This is a genomic window from Pseudomonas sp. Pse35 (assembly GCF_024519715.1).
Taxonomy (GTDB): Bacteria; Pseudomonadota; Gammaproteobacteria; order Pseudomonadales; family Pseudomonadaceae; genus Aquipseudomonas; species Aquipseudomonas paracarnis.
Window position 1 is genome coordinate 22,929 of sequence record NZ_JALJRP010000024.1, and the last position, 20,307, is coordinate 43,235.

Genomic DNA, 20,307 nt, shown 5'->3' on the forward strand with positions numbered 1-20,307 from the left:
TTAATCCCAGGCGGAAACCGGCCGACTCGCAACCGGTTGCGCGTCCAATTCGGGCACCAGCACGCTGACGCCCGCCGGCAGTACCGCGCACTGTTCGGCCAACTCCGGGTTCAAGCGCCACAACGCTTCTTCTGCGGCATCATCACTGCGCCCCAGTTCGCGGTAGAGCAACAGGTTCACCGAGTCGCCGGCAATACTTCGAACCCTACGCATTGACGAACTCCTCCAGTAACAATGTCCAATTGATCACCATGGCCGTCCCGTCGTCGATCACGCTGGCTTGTTTTTCACTGATCGACTGGATGGTCCATAGCCCCCAGTTACGCCCCAACCCGTCCACCAAAGGCAACGGCGCCCGCAGGGCCTGCAGGGTGCGCAACTCATCCAGGCGCGCCATGCCATTGGCACGCGCAGCCTTGCCGCCCAATGCCAGCGTTTCGAGCCCCTGGCCGACCTGGCTGGATTTAGGTTTGCCGGCAATGATGTCGAGACTGACCCAGCCCCCGCTGCTACCACGATCAAGCGTGTCGTAGGCGAACCCACGGGACAGCCCGAAAATAAAAGTACCCAAGACCATCTGTTGTCGCATCACACAGCTCCATCGGTGAGTGCTGCGCCGCGTCGGGTCGCCAGCAGGTTGTCCATCGACAGCGGGGTAAATTGCGCTTCGATCTGTTGCACCACGAGCGCCGCCAGTTGTTGATGGCTGGCTTGCTCAGGCGCGGTGATGGTGATTTGCGGGGCGAAGTTGATTTGGCGGTTGTCGGCCTGAGGGGCGTTGAGGTTTTTGCTGACCTCCGTGGGGGATGGCAGGCGATCGCCCGTCCCCATCACTTTTTCAGCCAGCCACGCACCGACGTCACTGCCCACGAAAGTGCCCACGGCGCCACCGACTACCTTACCGATTGCGCCCCCGGCGACGCCGCCCATCACACCGCCCAACACTGTGCCGGCACCCGGAACAACCGAACCGATAACAGCTCCCGCCAGCGTGCCGACCGCTCGGCCTATCGCCATCCCGGCCACATCACCGACGACACCGCCGGCAACACCGCCGCCGATGGAGCCCACGCTAGTGCCAACCGCTTGACCCAGGTTTCCGGTCATCGCGCCTTGCGTCATCTCGACACCGGCCTGGGCCACCACCAAACCCAGGGGGACCCCTTTGGCCAGCTTGCTCACCTTCGCCGCTTTGCCAGAGATGCCAGGGCCGGAAGCAGACGGGCGATTACCGTTGTGCCCGTCATTACTCGGGGCTTTGCGCTGGCTGTCCGGCGGTGTGGTTTTATTCCCGGCTGCCGGCCCCTCTCCGAGCACTTTCCCTGCGACCTTTTCGAAAATCTTGTCCTTCACGGCACCGAAAACACCGGAAACCACCGGGATCAGCACCGCCCCCGCCAGGGTGACGGCAGCGGCAGCCTTGGGCAGGCCCTCCGCGAGCCAAGCCACGCCACTGACCAGGCCGTTCATGGCGGTCAGCTTGGCATCCACAACGGGGGCCAGCGCTGTATCAGAGGCAGTGCTCAAGCGCGTGGTACTGGCCTCGTAGGCTTGCCGACGTGCGTAAGTAGAGTCCGCACGAACCTCGGCCGAACGCAGCACCGAACCTTGGTCGCCCAGCGTCGAAGTGGCGTAGGTGGATTTTTCTGCGACCAGCGAAAAGGCCTGTTTCACGCTGTCGATCACCGGTACCAGGCTCAGAATCGTCTGGTTGCCGTCGAACAACTGCGTCGCCAGCACCGCCTGCCTTTCGGCAGGTTGCGACTTGAGCGCCTCCAGCACCGTAAGCACGGCCTGTGGGGCGTCCTGTTTCATGCCCGCCGCGAGTACTTTTGGATCAAGCTTGAGCTCTGCCCAGGCACTGCGTTGCCCTGCAGAGGCGTTGTCGCCTTTAGCCAGGACGGCGCTGATTTTTTCCAGCCCGGCACCAGCAACAACCTTGCTGTTACCTGCGCTCAACAACGCCGCCGAAAGCGCTGCAGCCTGTTCGGGACTCATGCCCGCAGCCTTCGCGGCAGCGCCTTGGAGTTGCACAACAGCGCCGATATCCGCCGATTCGGCCTTGAGCGATACCTGGGTGCCCAGCACGTTTGTTGCGTCGGCAAGGTCCAAGGCTTGTGCGCGATCAAGGTGCATTGACTCGCGCCAGCCGCCCATGATTTCGCCGGCATTTTTGACGTCGATCTTGAACGCCGTCGCCAGGATCGCAGCGTCGCGAGCGAACTGCTGCAGGTCTGCCCGGCGCCCAACGGGGTCGATATTGCCCGAAGCGTCCTTGCGATCACTGCCGATACCGGAACGGGCGGCGGCATACTCGACCTTTGCGAGGTCGACGGCACTGGCACCACTGGCAGCCACCACCGGCTCGGACGCCATGGCAAGGTTGGCTTCACGCAATGCCTTGCGCTCATGCCGGGCAAGCATCAACAGTTGATCAATATCGGTCATCGCGGCGTCCAGCGCCTGCGAGGGTGTGCGCTTGTCTGTAGGCGCGACGGTCTTCGTACCCTCTGCGTTCCCGGCAGTTTGAGCTTGCCGGGCGTCCATCACCTTGAGCAACGAGACGTTGAACAGCTCCAGCGTATCGACCAACCGGACCTGCCCGTCCGCCAGATGCTTGATCTGCAAGCTGGCATCGGCCAATGCCAGGGCCAAACTCGCCGCACTCCCCGGGGCCCCCTCAAGCGGGCTCGGCAGCGCTTGGGTGATAGGTTTGAGACTAGCGTGCATTCCTGTCATCTGAAGTGCGCCCTGAGTCATCACGCCGTCCTTGGCAATGGCTGACCCTGCTTCATGATTACTATCTGCCATTGCGCTCTACTCCTGTTTGACGCCAAGACGACTGATCGCGATGTCGTAGCGGCGCAATGCTTTGCCGGCTTCCCAGTCGAGGATTTCCGCTTCGTTTACCGAGTAAACCAGCGGCACTACATCGAGGATCACTTCGATGTCGCGCTCCGAAAGAAGTCCGCCGGTTTGTTTAAAAAATCGTCGATGCGCTCCTGCAGCTCGGTCCAGTCGGGCACGGTCAGGCCGGCAAGATCGGGAATCATCAGGCCGGTGCAATGGGCGGTGATGAACTCGGCACGCTCTTTGTTAGTGGCTAGCTTTTTCATCACCTTGGTAGCGCGCAGGGCGGGCATTTCCAGGGGCAGTTCGGTCAGGGTACGGCCGGCGGCTTCCAGGGGTAATAGCAGGTGGACAGGCTGGTCGTGGGTCGTCACGTCCTGTTCGTTCAGGAAGAACGAGGCCGGGCGCGTCGACATTTCGTGTACGTACTGCGCAATGCTCACGTAGTCCGGGCGTTTGAGTTGGTCGAGTTCTTTTTCCGACAGGCCGGTGGCGAGTTTCGCCAGTTCGAAGAACTGGTCGTCCTCGTCATCACCGGCCCGGGCCAGCGCGTCTTTTTGCGCGGCGTAGAACAACGGTTTGAGTTGAACCTGCTCGATCATTGCACCGGTGTCGGCGGTGATCGGGGACAGCAGGATGTGCAACGGTGGCATCCAGGCCATGGGGCAATTCCTTGTTGAACGGTATTGAAAAGTGCGAAAAATCTAAACCTGAGCATGGCCCCTGTGGGAGCTGGCTTGCCTGCGATGGCATCCACTCGATACACCAGGGATACCGAGTCGCCTGCATCGCAGGCAAGCCAGCTCCCACCTTGACCGTGCTCGCTTCAGATTGCGCCGGCCCTTAAGGCATCAGCACGGCGCGGCGGGCATCGCCAAGAATGTCGACGCCGTTGAGCACGAACTTCTGGGTGCGCACATCGATGTCGATCACCGAAATGCCATTTTCCAGACGGTTGTAGGTACGGCAGGACAGCTCCAGCGTGGTGGTGGCCTTGTCGCCCATTTTCAGCTTCGCCTCCTCCAGGGATTTGAGCTTGCCGCCCACGGTGTGGTAGGTGAAGTAGGTCTTGCCGTCCTGGTCTTGGCCGGCTTCACGCACGTTCAGCAAGATGTCGTCGCCCGTGCGCACGCCCAGGGCCAGCATGATTTCCGGGCCGGCACCTTGCAGCACCAGCTTGGCATTGAGCACCTTGCCGCTCTTGGCCATTTCCTCGGCAATAAAGCGCCCGCCGGACATGGGCTCCATGTCGAACTCGATCTTCGGCGGGGTGAACTCTTCCACGGTTGCGGACAACGGCAGGCCTTGAAGGGTGGCCGCAATGGCCTGTCTGACTCGGTTGGTAAACATTAGAGAACGTCCTCCAGGAACTGCTCGATGATTTCATCGCGGGCGTTGAGTTGATAAACCATGTGTTCGTTCGGTGCGTAGCGGCCGTAGTCGATGACGATGAACCAGGTGCCGTTTTTGTACTTCTCGACGCTGTTCAGCTCCGGATGCAGGTACACGCTGCCGCCGGGGATGGTTTCGTCGGCCACCAGGGTTTGCAGCCAGTCGTTGATGCGCTTGACCTCCTGGTCCATGAAGGACTTGGTGAGGTTCTTGGCCATGGCTTTCTGGCCAGCCTTGACCAGCTTGCGGCTGATGGCATCTTCCAGGCCGACGTAGCTGATGAACTTGCCGGTGATGGAGCGGTTACCCAGCAGCGAGAAGCCGCCGAGGATGGTGCGAGCGTAGTAGCTCACGCCGTAGCGGTTGAGCAGGTCGCCTTCGGTGGAGGTGTCGAGGATGTTGTACTCGACCACGCGGGAAACGTCCTCGGCGAAGGTCACCTGGTTACCTGGGCTTTCCCACTGCTTGACCTTGGCCAATGCGGCGATGGCCAGCGAGGATGGCGACAGGAACACGTTCTTCTTCGAGGCCTTGGAGTACACCGACGGCATGTTGTGCACCAGCAGGCAACGGTCGAAGCCCAGGTCGGCCCCGCCCAGTTCGCCGCTGTAGGTCACTTGGTCGGCAACGGACGCGTCCTTGCCATCCAGTACCACACGGGCCTTGATGCGCTTGCCGAAGGAGGCGAACTCACCAGCCACAGCCTTGGTGCCGGTAAAGCCTGGAGCGCCGATGATGGTCAGGTCTTCAGGCACGCTGCTCAGGGCCGCCAGGCCCAGTTTGCGACCGGTGACCGGGTCGTTGCCGCCGATCACATTATTGATCGTATCGGCCGGGGTAGCGCCTTCTTCGACGATGACCACATAGACCGGCACCTTCACCACTTTGAGGATCTGGTACACCGCTTGGAACAAGGTTCCCGACTCAGTGCCGGTAGGGTCCAGCAACGCCTGAGTGGTAAAGCTGTTGATGCGAAACGGCGCGTTTTTCGGGATCGAAGCATGGGCATTCGGCGCAGTGCCGACCAGGCCAATGACGTTATCGCCAAGGCCACCCATGGCCTCGGGGGATTCAGTGGCATTCACAGTGATGCCGTTGTGCTCGAAGTTCAGGACTTCTGCCATGGTTATTCAGCCTTCTTGGGGGTGGAGTTGAGGACGCTGGTCAGTTCCAGGCGGCCAGCGGTGCGCAGGGCGGATGCTTCGACGTCGAGCAGTTCCAGCTCCTCACCGGCGGTAGACCAATGGCCGTTGCCGATGGGGAATGGGATGAGGACGGTGTAGGTTTGGCGGGTGGGCATGGGTGGAAATCTCCGGGTGGGAAATGCAAAAGCCCCTGCGGGGAGGGGCTTTGGGGAGGCGAAAAAAAACCGCTTTCGCGGCCAAGTTGATTATTTAAGAAAGTCTGGCTTTTCTGGCCATTCAACTGCGAAGGGGTCTCCGACATCCTGGGGGACATTCCGCAGCAATTTGCGGTATGCCGCAGCTTGGGCTCGCTGGGCGTCATTCAGCGGACTGTCCTGGACTTGACTATGATCGGTCTCGCGCAACAGCCGATCACGACGAACGCGAATAGAAGACCACTCCAAAAGCTCCAGACCTTCCTTGCTGGGAATAAGGGACGGAACGCCCTCCATAGAAATTTCGTTCATTTAAAAAACCACCGTTGGTGAAAGAGAAAGCTTCGACTTTATGTCCCCAAGTTTAATCGGCCGATAGCGGCCAACTTGCATCGTATCAATCCGTAGTGACGTTACATACACATTGGGAATCTTGATTCTACAAACAGCATTACCTGCAGCATCAGCATACATGGCCGGCTCAAACTTCCCGAAGCATGATTGATTAATGACTGCTCGCTGTGGCGAATAAACATAGCCCGCGAACGTCTCGTCCAAAACCAAAGAACTGCCATAGCTATATCCACGTATATTTAGCCAAAACATCTGGTCATCCGTATTAATAGAAAACGGCAACTTAAAATGGGCATATACATTCAACGAAGATCCAAGATCCGTAGCGACCAAGCCACCTGTCGCGCCAACGTCGTAAGGAGCCCCTGTTCCCCATATAAGTCCTTGAAAGACACTCATCAACAGTGTTCCAGGCTGACCTACCTCACCCACAACGTCCTTCAGGGCACGAAACTGATCAAACTCCGCACGCGCTTGATCCATCCGTGCATCGATGGCACCTATTTTCCCAGTTACAGCACTTGTCAGATTATTAGAGGCCTGAACCAAACTAGCAATTTGCGTTTCCGTACTCAAAGCAATTACTCCTTTAAATTATCTTTAGGTCACTCAACCACGATTCACATCTAGGCAACCTACCCCTTTAGCAATAAAAAAACTATTTCAATTCAATATCCATAACGCGAAACAGCACACCAAGATGACGGGCCATATTATCTATATTGGCAGTCGCCACTGATGCGAGCTCTTCAGCAATAAGAATATTGAAATTTTCCGACCCTACAACCACTGTCACGCTATCCGCCGGCAACGGCGAAACATCCAGCGTAAACTTCTGCAGCACCCGCGCCGCCGCCGCTTTATACGTCAGCAACTTCCCCGCCACGGAATACACCGCCAGCAAGGTGCCACTGGCGAGGTAAAACCCGAACTCGCCAATCTCATATTCGCCGTCGCCATCAAACAGCGCGGCCATTCTGAGTTGGCGCTCGCCCAGGTCTTCGTAATCGACAATGGCCACCCGTTGGCGCTCGTCACGCAAGGCCACTTCCGTGCCGTCGGGGTTGTAGCGGCCGGTGCCGGCGCCGATGTGGGTGATTTCGCCTTTGAGGCCCTGGTTCTTTGCCTGCAGCACTTCATCCAAACCTTTGGAGGTGAAGCGCACCAGGCGCGTGATTTCATCTGTCATGGCTGCGCCCTGAGGTCGTAATCGTTAATGGTGTAGTGCTGGGCAACCCCGGCACTGTTTAGGCGAGCCACCAGCGCCAGGTCCGGCAATGCGCCGTTCAGGTAGAACTCGCCGTCGCTTAAAGGCGCGTCGAGCACTTGCGTGAGCGCGAGCTGGCCTTCGGTTTCATGCACGATGGTAATCGTCGCCTGATCGCGTTCACTTTTCGCCGCGTTGATACGTCGGATCAGCCGGTTGTGGTCGCCGCTGGACCAACTGCGCCCGATGATCGCCTGCACGTCGAAGGTGTAAGGCACGCCCAAGGGGCGCTGCTGATACCAAGCGCTGATATTCGGCGTGAAGCCCAATGACTCCACCGCATGGCTCAGCGCCTTGGGTGTGCCGGCCTGGCGCTGGATCTGCCAGGACAAGGCCACGGTCAGGCGTTTTTCCGCTTCGCTGGCCTCGGCATCCCATTCGCTGACGCCACGGTCGGCGGCCAGGTAAGGCAGGAACTCGCTAGGGGTATACAGCGGGTTCATCAGCGCCGGAAACGGCGGGGCGACACGCTCAAGCAATGTGCCGAAGCCCAGGTCCAGGGCCTTTTCCAGCGGTGAGCTGTTGGCCGGCAGCAAACTCGCTTTGGGTTCACTCATAGTGTGCGCACCTCCACCTCGACGCCCGTGCAATACGGGGCCTGAAAAGCGGTGCTGACAATCGGCGCCAGCGGTTCAAGAATTTGCAGTTGCGCGGCGCCGGCGCTGTGGATGGCGTAGTCGATCCAGCTAGGGTCGACCCGCCCTTCCAGGCGATGGCAGGACTCTGCGTAGTCTTGCAGCAGTTTCTGCGCTGCCACTTGGGTCAAGCCCGAGTCCGGGCCGGCGTTGATCTTGGCCACCACGCGAATTTTGTAGGGTTGAATCTGCGCCCCCTGGACGCTGACCAGGTCGGTTTCGGGCCGTACATCCGGCCGTGCGAAATGTCGACGTACACCGTCAAGCAAGTCGACAGATGGCGTGCCGTCGCCCTCCCTGGAAAGCACGGTGACCATGACTTCCCCCGGTGCGGTGCGACGGGCGTTGCCGTCCTTGACCTGGGCCGCGTAGCCGTCGGGGTCGAAGGTGTAGGTGACCGTGACCACACCGGGCGTCGCGCTTTGTACTTTCACTGCTGGGCGCTCGCCCAAGGTGAACACTTCGCGGCGATACTGCATGCGCGAGCCCGCCGCTGGGGCGTGGGGTGCCAGGTAGTAGCGCAGGCGGGCGTCGTCGTCGCTTTCCAAGGTGGGTGGCACCGGCGGGAACGCGGCCGGGTCGCCAGGGTCGAGCATTTGGCGTTCCAGGCCCATATCGGCCAGGCGTGCATCCAGGTTGCTACCGGTGGCCCACCACGCCAGCATCTGTTTGATGCGGGCGTTGTATTTGCGTTCGTGGGTTTGCAGGCGCACGCAAAAAGCTTCCAGGGCCAGGGTCAGCAGTTCGCTTTCGTTGTCGAGGCTGGCCTGGAGTTTGGCTGCGCTTTGCGGCGCGCGAGTGGCGACGTAGTCGATGACAAACGCTTTGAATTCGGCCAGCAACGGTTCGAACTCATCGACCTTAATGATGGCCGGTTCCGCCAGTTGGTTCTGGCCGGGGATCAGCATACTCATGTCACGACCTCGAAGGATTGTTGGCGGTTTTTCCAGGTCCCGGCAAACCGCAGCAGCAGGCCGGCGCCTTGGCGGGTGGCGACAATGACCTGGGGGTCGAAGTCGCCGATACCGTTGTGGGTGTTGTAGAAGGCTTGCGCGGCGTGGCTCTGGGCGAGGATCAAGAGGTCGTCACCGAGGTTCTGGCCGAGCAATTGCGGGATCAGCGAGCCATATAATGGGCGTTTTTGCCGAGTACCCACTGGGGTGGTCAGCGCCCGGGTGGCGCGCTGCACAAATTGCAGCCAATCATCGACGGCTGCCCCGGTGTTCCTATCGATTCCGAGCATGGGATATCCTTATCGGGGGCTGATGACGCGTCCTTGATGGTCCACCACCGGGCCGCTGAAGTGCGCGCCGCCGGCGTCCAGCAACAGGCTGGTGCCGCCGACTTGCAGGGTGATGCCCTGGGCGCTGAGGGTCAGGCTGGCGGCGCCGACTTTGACGTCAACCTGCTCGCGGGAACCGCTGAAGGTGGTGGGGCCGTTGACCCAATTGAAGGTGTGGCTGGCGTCGTCGTAGTCGCTTTGGGTACCGTCTTGATGCCGGCGCCGGGTCAACGTTGCAACGCTGGAGACTGGCGGAAAACGATCACTGTTGAGGCCAAACAAAGCCACGGATTGCACACCGCCTTCTCCCCCGCCGTAGTTGAGCAGCAGGCATTGTTCACCCACCGTGGGGATACGGGTTTCGGTTTGGGCACCTGCACTGGGGTTGAAAAAGCGGATCGCCGGGGTCAGCAAATCACCGTGGCTGACCTTGCAGGTGTTGCTGGCCGCATCGACCTGCTGGCAAATTCCGATCCGGCAGAAGCTTTCAGCGCGGCGGTAAAGGTCTTCGAGCTGGCTCTCCATCTCTGCCAGGCGTTCGACGATCGGTCCCAATTGCATGCGTAACAGCGCGTCGAACATGGGCTACTCCGCCAGTGGCTGGTATTGGGTTGGGTCGTCGATGTTGGAGACGTCCCAGGTACAGGCAAATAGCGGTTGGCCTGTGGGATCGTCGAGTAACGCCGGTCCCAGATAGAGGGTTTGCGTGAAGGAAACCGCCCAGGTGTCGTAGTCCGTTTCTACGGAAGTGCGCAAAGCGGGCGCAGCGACGATATTCGCTGGCAAATCGCACTGTGCCGGGGGCAGGTCCCATCGGTTATCCAGCACCAGGTCCATCAGTTGGCTGGCCAGGTCGCAGGCATCGAACGCCAATGCACCGGGAGCAACCATGGCCCTGAGTGAAATGGCCAAGACGTGGGCTTTGCGCCCCTCGCGAGAGCGAATGCCAGGGCCATTACCTTCGACCGTAACCATTACGCCGTTTTTTTCAGCGTCGCCCTGGAAATCCTGGTGGCTCCCCACCTTGAGGCCCGGGAGGGCTGCATGCAGCGCCGCGCCAATGGCCTGGGGCAGTTGCGATGGCTTTTCGATAAGCGTCATTTTAGTAGCGTCCTTGCAACAATTACTGCGGGTCCTGGCGGGAGCCTTGGTTGATCCCGATGCGCTTGGCCGCCCACCGCTCGTAAAGGCCGATCGCCACGTCGGCACCGGCCATGGCGGTCAGGCAACCGATGGCGCCGGCGGTCCAGATCGACATGCCGGCGGCGTAGCACAGCATCAAAGCCGAAACCCCGCAGACCATGCACGCCCCGGAACGCAGGGCCAGGCGGCGGATCAACGACCAACCGCGGGCGCCCTCCTTGTCGGCCCGCCACATCTCGCCGGATACACCGCCGATCACTGCCAGTACGATGACCAGCCAGATAGGCATCTCCGCTAACGCTTGCTGTTCACTTGTCATGTCACGCCTCCTGGCTGAGCAATAAATAGTCCGTATTTCATTTACAAATGCTTGAGTAGGTAGGCATTCCAAAAAGCCCGGTCGCCCGGGCTTTTCAGTAATGATGTCCTCGGACTTTCGGCGCTACTGGCGCGGTACGGTCCTTTCCTCGATGTTTTTCCGACCACGATCCCTGTCTGCCGGATAACTGCTTTTGGTGCTTTACGCTGCACACCCGGGTCAGTTGCCAACCCTCTGAACCGTTAAGGCCGGTTCATCGCTGCCTGTTGTTGAAGCGTTGAAACTAAAGAGCGTCGGCATCCTTGCCGGTGTTGCCTGGCCTCCCTGCCATCGCTTCGATGGCGTCCTTGCCGATGTTGCGTGCCTTCCTTGTCTTCCTTGGCAGCATCCTTGCCGCCTCCACCAGGCCTTGTTGGCTGGCTTGAGATGAAGAATATGCATGTATGCATATACAGTCAATGCACAAATGCATTTATTTTTGCTGCCGGAATGCACGGATGCATTCGAAGCCTGGCGGGCTTGGGTTTTGCCGGTTTCCTATGGACGAAAAAAAACCCGCACATGGGCGGGTTTCTTCTTACGCGTGGAGGTTAGCGGGCGTACATGCCCCACCAGAAAACATGACCGAGGATGCTGATCTGCTCATCCTGGATATCCTGGAAGCTGTAGTCCTCATCGGGGTGTTCATCACGGTTGAAGCTGCGCAGGCGAATACCGGAAGGCAGGCGGTAGAGCTGTTTGACCCGCAACTGGCCGTTGTGATTGATGGCATACAGGTCGCCATCCACGATATCGCCAATGCCGCTCTTGCCGGCATTCACCCCTACCGTGGCGCCGTCGCGCAATACCGGCAACATACTGTTGCCACGTACCGTCACGCATTTGGCCTGGTCGAACTGCACACCATTATGCCGCAGGCTGCGCTTGCCGAACCGCAGGCTGGCTTTCTCGCTTTCCTCGATGACGAATCTTCCTGATCCAGCAGCCAATTCAACCTCGCGCAGAAAGGGGATCGACACCTCGTCATCATTAACGGGGGTGTCGTCGTCCCACAGGCTTATGTCCTTGAGTTCCGAATGCATCGGGTCGCGCCCATCGTCGCGCACAACGCCCACTGCTGCGCGCCCGCGCAGGTAATCAGTACTTACGCGAAAATACTCGGCGATGCGCGAGATGTGTTTATCCGACGGATCAACGATCTTGCCGCTGAGGATCCGGGACAGTGTGGATTGAGGCACGCCGGTGCGCCGATGGAGCTCCGTGGGGGAGATCCGGTCGCGATCCAGCAGTTCTCTTAAGACGATAGAAACGTTGCGTTTTTGCATAACGCGGATAGTGACGGGAGTTTCTGAGGTTGGCAAATGCTAATTTGCATATTTATGCATTAAACATCCGACTTTCAATTAATTCGAATCAAAATACTGTATATACACCCAGTTATCGGCATTCTACTATTCTGCCAGCTTGGTATTGCTGCCGATCAACACCTTGCATGTCGACAACTCAAGGCCTATGTATAAAACTCTTTGACAACGTAGCCAGCAACGACGGAGGTGCTCATGGCTTATTCAGCGCTAGCTGTTGCTAACGCCTTCATTGAACGCGCGAAGGAAGGCAAGGTTTCGGGCCTGACCCCGATGAAGCTGCAGAAACTGCTGTTCTATACACAGTCCTGGCATTTGCGCGAACGGGACCAGCCCCTGATGGATGACCACTTCGCCCGCTGGCAATATGGCCCGGTCATCCCGTCGCTTTACCATGAGTTGAAATCCTACGGTAATCGCCCGGTGACCGCGCTGCTCAGCAACCTGAAGCCCGACGCCGAAGACATTGTCTTCGTGACACCGAGGGTTCCTGAGAGCGATACCTACACCCATCGTTTGATTGACCGGATCATTAACAAATACGGCAAATGGTCCGGCACCCAACTGTCCAACTTGTCCCACGAGGACGGCACAGCCTGGGCCCTCAAGGGTGCCGACGGTTCCGCCATCGACTGGGAAGACATGGCAACACTCATTCACCCAAAGAGCCGCATCCGTGAGTGAAGAACTCGACAACCTGGAACTCACCCTGCCCCCCGCGGCAGGGCCTGACCAGGACACCCAAGCCGGTGGCGAGCAAGCCATAGGCACCGACGATGAAAGAAACCAGAACCTAAAAGACCAGAAGGCCGAACGGCAACTGCGCAAGAAGTATGCGGGACGTGCATTCTGGTTTGCCGCCTGCGGTGTGATCTTCTGGGCGGTTCTTTTGGTTTGGAATGGGTGGTCGACGTATTACTCGGGTAAAGCGCCGTTCTCGGACAATGTAGTGATTGCCATCACTACGGCGACTTCAATCAATTTGTTTGCTGCGTTTCTTGGGGTGATCAGAGGGTTGTTTCCGGCCAGTGGGCGTAGATCCAAATAGTCTGGTCGTATTCACGACCTGCGTTTCTATCTCGTATTGAGATATGAATGCGCGTGAGTCAGCCCCTGATTTTCAGGGCTCTGACCGGATTGTCTAACGCTGCTGCAATGCCTGATTGAACCGCTAACCTGTGGCGAGGGCGCTTGCTCTCGCTCGGCTGCGTAGCAGCCATTTTCCAGGGACGCTGCGCGCTCCACCGGGAGCAAGCCCCCTCGCCACGGTTATGTTGGTGTTTCTTGAGGCGGCACCGCTTTCGTGGTTTACCTGGCCGCTTGCGACCTGCGAAGGTCCGACCTCGCGTGTTAACCTTGCCGCCATCGCAAAAAATGCTGGGCCAAGCGCCCCCTTTGCCCCATCACTTTCAACGAATTTGCCTATTACCCAATGAGTAAAAACTCCTCAGATCTGTCCTCCCACACCCCGATGATGCAGCAGTACTGGCGCCTGAAAAACCAGCACCCTGATCAGTTGATGTTCTATCGCATGGGCGACTTCTACGAGATCTTCTATGAAGACGCGAAGAAGGCCGCCAAGCTGCTGGACATCACCCTGACCGCGCGCGGGCAGTCGGCGGGGCAGTCGATTCCGATGTGTGGGATTCCTTACCACTCGTTGGAAGGCTACCTGGTCAAGCTGGTGAAGCTGGGTGAGTCGGTGGTGATCTGTGAGCAGATCGGCGACCCGGCCACCAGTAAAGGGCCGGTGGAGCGTCAGGTAGTACGCATTATTACGCCGGGCACGGTGAGTGATGAGGCGTTGCTGGATGAGCGTCGCGACAACCTGATTGCGGCGGTGTTGGGCGATGAGCGTTTGTTCGGCCTGTCGGTGCTGGATATCACCAGCGGCAACTTCAGCGTGCTGGAGATCAAGGGCTGGGAGAACCTGTTGGCGGAACTTGAGCGTATCAATCCGGTGGAGTTGTTGATTCCGGATGATTGGCCCAAGGACTTGCCGGCAGAGAAACGTCGTGGGACCAAGCGTCGTGCACCGTGGGATTTCGAGCGCGACTCTGCGCTGAAAAGTCTGTGCCAGCAGTTCTCGGTGCAGGACCTTAAAGGCTTCGGTTGCGAAACCCTGACCCTGGCCATCGGTGCCGCAGGCTGCTTGCTCAGCTACGCCAAGGAAACCCAGCGCACTGCTCTGCCTCACTTGCGCAGCCTGCGCCATGAGCGTCTCGACGATACCGTGGTGCTCGATGGCGCCAGCCGTCGCAACCTGGAACTGGACACCAACCTGGCCGGTGGGCGTGATAACACCCTGCAATCGGTGGTGGACCGTTGCCAGACCGCGATGGGCAGCCGTTTGCTGACCCGTTGGTTGAACCGTCCGCTGCGGGATTTGACGGTGCTGCAAGCGCGCCAGTCTTCCATTACCTGCCTGCTCGACGGCTATCGCTTTGAAAAACTGCAGCCGCAACTGAAAGAGATTGGCGATATCGAGCGCATCCTGGCGCGGATCGGCCTGCGCAATGCGCGGCCCCGCGACTTGGCGCGCCTGCGCGATGCCTTGAGCGCCCTGCCGCAGCTGCAAGTCGCGATGACCGAACTGGACATGCCGCACCTGCAACAGCTTGCCGTCACCGCTGGCACTTACCCGGACCTCGCGGCGCTGCTGGAAAAGGCCATTATCGACAACCCGCCGGCGATCATTCGTGACGGCGGCGTGTTGAAAACCGGCTACGACAGCGAGCTGGATGAGCTGCAATCCCTGAGCGAAAACGCCGGGCAGTTCCTGATCGACCTGGAAGCCCGCGAAAAAGCCCGTACGGGCCTGGCCAACCTGAAGGTCGGCTACAACCGCGTGCATGGTTACTTTATCGAGCTGCCGAGCAAGCAGGCCGAGTCGGCGCCTATCGACTATCAACGTCGCCAGACCCTCAAAGGCGCCGAGCGTTTTATCACCCCTGAGCTCAAAGAGTTCGAAGACAAGGCGCTGTCAGCCAAAAGCCGCGCCCTGGCGCGGGAAAAAATGCTCTACGAAGCCTTGCTCGAGGACTTGATCAGCCGCCTGGCGCCGTTGCAAGACACCGCCGCCGCCCTGGCGGAGCTGGATGTATTGAGCAACCTCGCCGAACGTGCGTTGAACCTGGACCTCAATTGCCCACGGTTTGTCAGCGAACCGTGCATGCGTATCGTGCAAGGTCGTCACCCGGTGGTAGAGCAGGTGCTGACCACGCCGTTCGTCGCCAATGACCTGTCGCTGGACGACGATACCCGCATGTTGGTGATCACCGGTCCGAACATGGGTGGTAAATCCACTTACATGCGCCAGACCGCGCTTATCGTGTTGTTGGCGCATATCGGCAGCTTCGTACCGGCAGCCAGTTGCGAATTGTCCCTGGTAGACCGCATTTTCACGCGGATCGGCTCCAGCGATGACCTGGCCGGCGGCCGTTCGACCTTTATGGTGGAAATGAGCGAAACCGCCAACATTCTGCACAACGCCACCGAACGCAGCCTGGTGCTGATGGACGAAGTGGGCCGCGGCACCAGCACCTTCGACGGCCTGTCCCTGGCCTGGGCCGCGGCCGAACGCTTGGCGCATCTGCGTGCGTACACGCTGTTCGCCACGCACTACTTCGAGCTGACGGTGTTGCCGGAAAGCGAGCCGCTGGTGGCCAACGTGCATCTCAATGCCACCGAGCACAACGAGCGCATCGTGTTCCTGCACCATGTGCTGCCAGGGCCGGCGAGCCAGAGTTATGGTCTGGCCGTGGCGCAGTTGGCCGGTGTGCCGAACGAGGTGATCACCCGTGCCCGCGAACACCTCAGCCGCCTGGAAACAACGGCGCTGCCCCATGAAACCGTGGTCGCCAGCCCTGCCAAGGCCAGCAAGAAACCTGCCGCGCCGCACCAGAGCGATATGTTCGCCAGTTTGCCCCATCCAGTGCTGGATGAGTTGGCAAAACTTGACCTGGATGACTTGACGCCGCGTAAAGCGCTCGAAATGTTATATGCACTGAAGACTCGGATATAACGCAGACGCTTGCAAGCTGATAGAATCTCGCGCGGTTTGGGATGCTGCGGGCTTTTAGCCTGGTCCGCAGACTATCGCTCTCAAACCTCGCGAACCCCACCACAAGGGGTTTCGCTGCCGCCGCCTGAGGAGAAAATTAGAAATGACCTTCGTCGTCACCGACAACTGCATCAAGTGCAAGTACACCGACTGCGTAGAAGTCTGTCCGGTGGACTGCTTCTACGAAGGCCCGAATTTCCTGGTTATCCACCCGGATGAGTGCATCGACTGCGCCCTGTGTGAACCAGAATGCCCGGCCGTCGCGATTTTCTCCGAGGACGAAGTGCCTGCGGGCATGGAGCAATTCATTCAATTGAACGTCGAGCTGGCCGAAGTGTGGCCAAACATCACCGAGCGCAAAGATCCGATGCCGGATGCCGCTGAATGGGATGGCAAGCCCAACAAAATTGAGCAACTAGAGCGCTAAAGCGCCGCTGCCCAACAAAAAAAGGCCCCTTGAGGGCCTTTTTTGCGTTCGGGTGCCTGCATTCACTTTTCTACAGGCAAAAAAAAGGGGCGGTATGACCCGCCCACATTTTTTCCCTAGTCCCTGTATTCCTTTTCATCATCCTGATGAATCGCATCCTGCGACGGTCCTTCAAACCATCGTTCCTTGATGGCTGTGCCAATCCGTGGACACAGGGCTGATGTTAGAGCGTTCCCAGAGAAGTTCAACGCGATCCCCACGGCGGGCTGACAAACTTTTCCGCTCGCCAGAATTAAAATAATCTTTATTTTTCAAAAGCTTAGATAATAGCTTCGTCGATTCAAGACGTACGTAACCGCTAAAAAAACCAAACACTTACGGAAAAGTAAGCGAATGCTTACACGCGCATTACGCAAAGTAGCAGCAAGCCCTATTGGCGCCCCACCTGTAGGAGCGAGCTCGCTCGCGAAAAACCTGAGAGCACCACGGATCGTCAGGCTTTTCGCGTAACCGTTAAAGCCTAATCAATCGTCGCTCACGGTAATGGTCGGCATCGCCGGCGTCGTCGCTTCCTGCAAAACAATCCGCGCACCGACGTGACGGGCCAATTCCTGATAGATCATCGCGATCTGCCCATCAGCCTCTGCCGCTACGGTAGGTTTGCCACCATCGGCCTGCTCGCGAATCTCCATCGCCAATGGCAACGATACCAACAGTTCAACGCCATACTGGGTAGCGAGCTTCTCGCCCCCACCTTCACCGAACAGATGCTCGGCATGCCCGCAGTTGGAACAGATGTGCACCGCCATGTTTTCCACAACACCCAGCACCGGGATGTTGACCTTGCGGAACATCTCCACACCTTTCCTGGCGTCGAGCAGCGCCAGGTCCTGAGGCGTGGTGACAATCACTGCACCGGCCACCGGAACTTTCTGCGCAAGGGTCAACTGAATGTCGCCGGTGCCTGGCGGCATGTCGATCACCAGGTAGTCGAGGTCGCCCCAAGCCGTTTGTGTGACCAGTTGCAGCAACGCACCGGAGACCATCGGCCCGCGCCAGACCATCGGCGTGTTGTCATCGGTGAGAAACGCCATGGACATCACTTCCACACCCAGCGACTCGATGGGCACAAACCATTTTTGATCCTTCACCTTCGGCCGCGTGCCTTCGGCGATGCCGAACATCACGCCCTGGCTCGGCCCGTAGATGTCGGCATCGAGAATGCCCACGCGCGCACCTTCCCGCGCCAGGGCCAGGGCCAGGTTGGCCGCCGTGGTGGATTTACCCACGCCGCCCTTGCCGGACGCCACCGCCACCACGTTCTTGACGTTGGCCAGGGCCGGGATCTGCGCCTGGGCCTTGTGCGGCGCGATCACACATTGGATATCGACCTTGGCCGAACCCACGCCGTGCAAGCCCTCGATGGCCATTTGCAACATCTGCGCCCAACCGCTTTTGAACAAACCCGCGGCATAACCCAGTTGCAACTGCACCGACACTTGGTCGCCCTGGACCTCGATGGCACGCACACAACCGGCACTGACCGGGTCCTGGTTCAAATAAGGGTCGGTGTACTGGCGAAGAACGGCTTCCACCGCTGCGCGATTGACGGCGCTCATGGGCTACTCCCGAAAAAAGACTGACTGAAACAGGCGGCTATCCTAACCGTTCCAGCCGCCGAGCGGCATGCTTTCGAAGGTGCGCAAGATACTGAAACAGCGTCACGGGGTGAAATAAATTTCCCGGCGCTTTATAGTGGCCGACCTCCGTTTCATCAAGTAGCCGAGCCCCATGTCCGAGCCACGCAAGATCCTCGTTACCAGCGCCCTGCCCTATGCCAATGGTTCGATCCATCTTGGCCATATGCTTGAGTACATCCAGACCGATATGTGGGTGCGCTTCCAGAAGCATCGCGGCAATCAATGCATTTATGTCTGCGCGGACGACGCCCACGGTTCGGCCATCATGTTGCGCGCCGAAAAGGAAGGCATCACCCCGGAACAACTGATCGCCAATGTGCAGGCTGAACACAGCGCCGACTTTGCCGAGTTTCTGGTGGACTTCGATAACTTCCATTCGACCCACTCGGACGAAAACCGCGAGCTGTCGAGCCAGATCTACCTGCGGCTGAAAGAAGCCGGGCACATCGACCAACGTTCGGTGACCCAGTATTTCGACCCGGAAAAGAAGATGTTCCTGGCCGACCGTTTCATCAAGGGCACCTGCCCGAAATGCGGCACCGAAGACCAGTACGGCGACAACTGCGAAAAATGCGGCGCGACCTACGCACCGACCGACTTGAAGGATCCCAAGTCAGCGATCTCCGGCGCCACTCCGGTGCTCAAGGACTCGCAGCACTTCTTCTTCAAGCTCCCGGATTTCCAGCAAATGCTGCAAACCTGGACGCGCAGCGGCACCTTGCAGGACGCCGTGGCCAACAAACTCTCCGAATGGCTCGACAGTGGCCTGCAGCAGTGGGACATCTCCCGCGACGCGCCGTACTTCGGCTTCGAGATTCCGGGCGAGCCGGGCAAGTATTTCTATGTTTGGCTGGACGCGCCGATCGGCTACATGGCCAGCTTCAAGAACCTGTGCGACCGCACCCCGGAGCTGGACTTCGACGCGTTCTGGGGCAAGGACTCCACCGCCGAGCTGTACCACTTCATCGGCAAGGACATCGTCAACTTCCACGCGCTGTTCTGGCCAGCGATGCTTGAAGGCTCGGGCTATCGCAAGCCGACCGGTATTGCCGTGCACGGCTACCTGACGGTCAACGGCCAGAAAATGTCCAAGTCCCGTGGCACCTTTATCAAGGCGCGCACCTACCTGGACCACCTGTCGCCAGAATACCTGCGCTATTACTACGCGTCCAAGCTGGGCCGTGGCGTCGACGACCTGGACCTGAACCTGGAAGACTTCGTACAGAAGGTCAACTCGGACCTGGTGGGTAAAGTCGTCAACATCGCCAGCCGTTGCGCCGGGTTTATCCACAAGGGCAACGCCGGTGTACTGGTAGCCGAGAACGCCGCACCGGAACTGACCGACGCCTTCCTGGCCGCCGCGCCGAGCATCGCCGACGCTTATGAAGCCCGCGACTTTGCCCGCGCCATGCGCGAGATCATGGGCCTGGCCGACCGCGCCAACGCCTGGATCGCCGACAAGGCGCCGTGGTCACTGAACAAGCAGGAAGGCAAGGAAGCTGAAGTCCAGGCGATCTGCGCCACCGGAGTCAACCTGTTCCGTCAGTTGGTGATCTTCCTCAAGCCGGTGCTGCCATTGCTGGCCGCCGATGCCGAGGCGTTCCTCAACGTACCGCCGTTGAGCTGGAACGATCACACCACCTTGCTCGGCAATCATCAGTTGAACGCGTTCAAGCCCTTGATGACCCGAATTGACCCGGTGAAAGTCCAGGCCATGACCGACGCTTCGAAAGAAGACCTGGTCGCCAGCCAGACTGATACCGGCCAATCCACGCCGGCGGGCAATGGCGAGCTGGCCAAGGACCCGATTTCCCCGGAAATCGATTTCGACGCCTTTGCCGCCGTAGACCTGCGTGTGGCGCTGATCATCAAGGCCGAAGCAGTGGAAGGTGCCGACAAGCTGCTGCGCCTGACGCTGGATATCGGTGACGAACAGCGCAACGTGTTCTCCGGCATCAAGAGCGCTTACCCGGACCCGTCCAAGCTCGATGGCCGCCTGACCATGATGATCGCCAACCTCAAGCCACGGAAAATGAAGTTCGGCATTTCCGAAGGCATGGTGATGGCTGCGGGCCCTGGCGGCGAAGAAATCTACCTGCTGAGCCCGGACAGCGGTGCCAAGCCGGGTCAACGCATCAAGTAACCTCTGCAAAATGCCCCGCTGTTGCTAAC

At 59.2% G+C, this 20,307-nt stretch carries 24 protein-coding genes; 5 read left to right on the forward strand and 19 right to left on the reverse strand.

From position 1 onward, the window contains the following. From OC445_RS19380 to OC445_RS19465, 18 genes are all read right to left on the reverse strand, one after another. Positions 1–213 (reverse strand): tail protein X, encoded by a 213-nt coding sequence (locus OC445_RS19380; RefSeq protein WP_054897095.1) that lies wholly within the window; start codon positions 211–213, stop codon positions 1–3. Next, positions 206–589, reverse strand: coding sequence for a phage tail protein (locus OC445_RS19385; RefSeq protein WP_014717171.1), 384 nt, complete (start codon positions 587–589; stop codon positions 206–208). The genes OC445_RS19380 and OC445_RS19385 overlap by 8 nt, the downstream gene beginning before the upstream one ends. Beyond that, on the reverse strand, positions 589–2,811 hold the full coding sequence (locus tag OC445_RS19390; protein WP_054897094.1) for a phage tail tape measure protein: 2,223 nt from the start codon (positions 2,809–2,811) through the stop codon (positions 589–591). Before OC445_RS19390 ends, OC445_RS19385 begins: the two co-directional genes overlap by 1 nt. A gap of 6 nt (positions 2,812–2,817) precedes the next feature. Then, complete coding sequence (locus OC445_RS19395; protein WP_014717169.1) at positions 2,818–2,943, reverse strand: hypothetical protein; 126 nt, start codon at positions 2,941–2,943, stop codon at positions 2,818–2,820. Then, complete coding sequence (locus OC445_RS19400; RefSeq protein WP_054897093.1) at positions 2,940–3,512, reverse strand: phage tail assembly protein; 573 nt, start codon at positions 3,510–3,512, stop codon at positions 2,940–2,942. Before OC445_RS19400 ends, OC445_RS19395 begins: the two co-directional genes overlap by 4 nt. A 181-nt stretch (positions 3,513–3,693) precedes the next feature. After that, positions 3,694–4,200 (reverse strand): phage major tail tube protein, encoded by a 507-nt coding sequence (locus OC445_RS19405; protein ID WP_054897092.1) that lies wholly within the window; start codon positions 4,198–4,200, stop codon positions 3,694–3,696. Further along, positions 4,200–5,366 carry a hypothetical protein gene (locus OC445_RS19410; RefSeq protein ID WP_054897091.1) on the reverse strand — a complete coding sequence of 389 codons (1,167 nt, stop codon included), beginning with the start codon at positions 5,364–5,366 and terminating at the stop codon, positions 4,200–4,202. The genes OC445_RS19405 and OC445_RS19410 overlap by 1 nt, the downstream gene beginning before the upstream one ends. 2 nt (positions 5,367–5,368) lie before the next feature. Next, positions 5,369–5,542, reverse strand: coding sequence for a hypothetical protein (locus OC445_RS19415; RefSeq protein WP_003189022.1), 174 nt, complete (start codon positions 5,540–5,542; stop codon positions 5,369–5,371). Positions 5,543–5,632: 90 nt separating this feature from the next. Next, on the reverse strand, positions 5,633–5,893 hold the full coding sequence (locus tag OC445_RS19420; RefSeq protein ID WP_082423392.1) for a phage tail assembly chaperone: 261 nt from the start codon (positions 5,891–5,893) through the stop codon (positions 5,633–5,635). Then, positions 5,894–6,511, reverse strand: coding sequence for a hypothetical protein (locus OC445_RS19425; RefSeq protein ID WP_054897090.1), 618 nt, complete (start codon positions 6,509–6,511; stop codon positions 5,894–5,896). An 82-nt stretch (positions 6,512–6,593) separates the two neighbouring features. Continuing rightward, complete coding sequence (locus OC445_RS19430) at positions 6,594–7,124, reverse strand: hypothetical protein (protein WP_054897089.1); 531 nt, start codon at positions 7,122–7,124, stop codon at positions 6,594–6,596. Further along, on the reverse strand, positions 7,121–7,759 hold the full coding sequence (locus OC445_RS19435; RefSeq protein WP_014717162.1) for a phage tail protein I: 639 nt from the start codon (positions 7,757–7,759) through the stop codon (positions 7,121–7,123). The genes OC445_RS19430 and OC445_RS19435 overlap by 4 nt, the downstream gene beginning before the upstream one ends. Beyond that, positions 7,756–8,751 (reverse strand): baseplate J/gp47 family protein, encoded by a 996-nt coding sequence (locus OC445_RS19440; RefSeq protein ID WP_054897088.1) that lies wholly within the window; start codon positions 8,749–8,751, stop codon positions 7,756–7,758. The genes OC445_RS19435 and OC445_RS19440 overlap by 4 nt, the downstream gene beginning before the upstream one ends. Then, entirely contained in the window at positions 8,748–9,080 is a 333-nt protein-coding gene (locus OC445_RS19445; RefSeq protein ID WP_032893295.1) for a phage baseplate protein, read from the reverse strand. Before OC445_RS19445 ends, OC445_RS19440 begins: the two co-directional genes overlap by 4 nt. A gap of 9 nt (positions 9,081–9,089) precedes the next feature. Then, positions 9,090–9,701 carry a phage baseplate assembly protein V gene (locus tag OC445_RS19450; RefSeq protein ID WP_032893296.1) on the reverse strand — a complete coding sequence of 204 codons (612 nt, stop codon included), beginning with the start codon at positions 9,699–9,701 and terminating at the stop codon, positions 9,090–9,092. A 3-nt stretch (positions 9,702–9,704) separates the two neighbouring features. After that, positions 9,705–10,220, reverse strand: a complete 516-nt coding sequence (locus tag OC445_RS19455; protein ID WP_054897087.1) for a hypothetical protein — start codon at positions 10,218–10,220, stop codon at positions 9,705–9,707. A gap of 22 nt (positions 10,221–10,242) precedes the next feature. Beyond that, the gene (locus OC445_RS19460; RefSeq protein WP_034126475.1) at positions 10,243–10,581 is read right to left on the reverse strand and encodes a phage holin family protein; all 339 of its coding nucleotides are present in this window, start codon (positions 10,579–10,581) and stop codon (positions 10,243–10,245) included. A gap of 590 nt (positions 10,582–11,171) precedes the next feature. Next, positions 11,172–11,915 carry a helix-turn-helix transcriptional regulator gene (locus tag OC445_RS19465; RefSeq protein WP_169918753.1) on the reverse strand — a complete coding sequence of 248 codons (744 nt, stop codon included), beginning with the start codon at positions 11,913–11,915 and terminating at the stop codon, positions 11,172–11,174. 225 nt (positions 11,916–12,140) lie between these two features. On the opposite strand from OC445_RS19465, the gene OC445_RS19470 reads away from it, so the two are divergent. The 4 genes from OC445_RS19470 to fdxA all read left to right on the forward strand — a co-directional run bounded on the left by OC445_RS19470 (position 12,141) and on the right by fdxA (position 16,435). After that, positions 12,141–12,629, forward strand: a complete 489-nt coding sequence (locus tag OC445_RS19470; protein WP_034126473.1) for a Panacea domain-containing protein — start codon at positions 12,141–12,143, stop codon at positions 12,627–12,629. Beyond that, positions 12,622–12,993: a hypothetical protein gene (locus tag OC445_RS19475; RefSeq protein WP_054897085.1), complete on the forward strand. Its 372-nt coding sequence runs from the start codon at positions 12,622–12,624 to the stop codon at positions 12,991–12,993. The genes OC445_RS19470 and OC445_RS19475 overlap by 8 nt, the downstream gene beginning before the upstream one ends. A gap of 384 nt (positions 12,994–13,377) precedes the next feature. Beyond that, a complete protein-coding gene (gene mutS, locus OC445_RS19480) occupies positions 13,378–15,969 on the forward strand; it encodes a DNA mismatch repair protein MutS (protein ID WP_103299323.1) in 2,592 nt (863 codons plus the stop codon). A 142-nt stretch (positions 15,970–16,111) separates the two neighbouring features. Further along, positions 16,112–16,435 (forward strand): ferredoxin FdxA, encoded by a 324-nt coding sequence (gene fdxA, locus OC445_RS19485; protein ID WP_003172109.1) that lies wholly within the window; start codon positions 16,112–16,114, stop codon positions 16,433–16,435. Positions 16,436–16,959: 524 nt separating this feature from the next. On the opposite strand, the gene apbC is transcribed toward fdxA, so the two are convergent. After that, on the reverse strand, positions 16,960–18,054 hold the full coding sequence (gene apbC, locus OC445_RS19490) for an iron-sulfur cluster carrier protein ApbC (protein ID WP_054898042.1): 1,095 nt from the start codon (positions 18,052–18,054) through the stop codon (positions 16,960–16,962). Between the two features lie 172 nt (positions 18,055–18,226). Here apbC and metG point away from each other — a divergent pair, with 172 nt between their 5' ends. Then, positions 18,227–20,278: a methionine--tRNA ligase gene (gene metG, locus OC445_RS19495; RefSeq protein WP_034126469.1), complete on the forward strand. Its 2,052-nt coding sequence runs from the start codon at positions 18,227–18,229 to the stop codon at positions 20,276–20,278. The last annotated feature ends 29 nt before the right edge of the window (positions 20,279–20,307 follow it).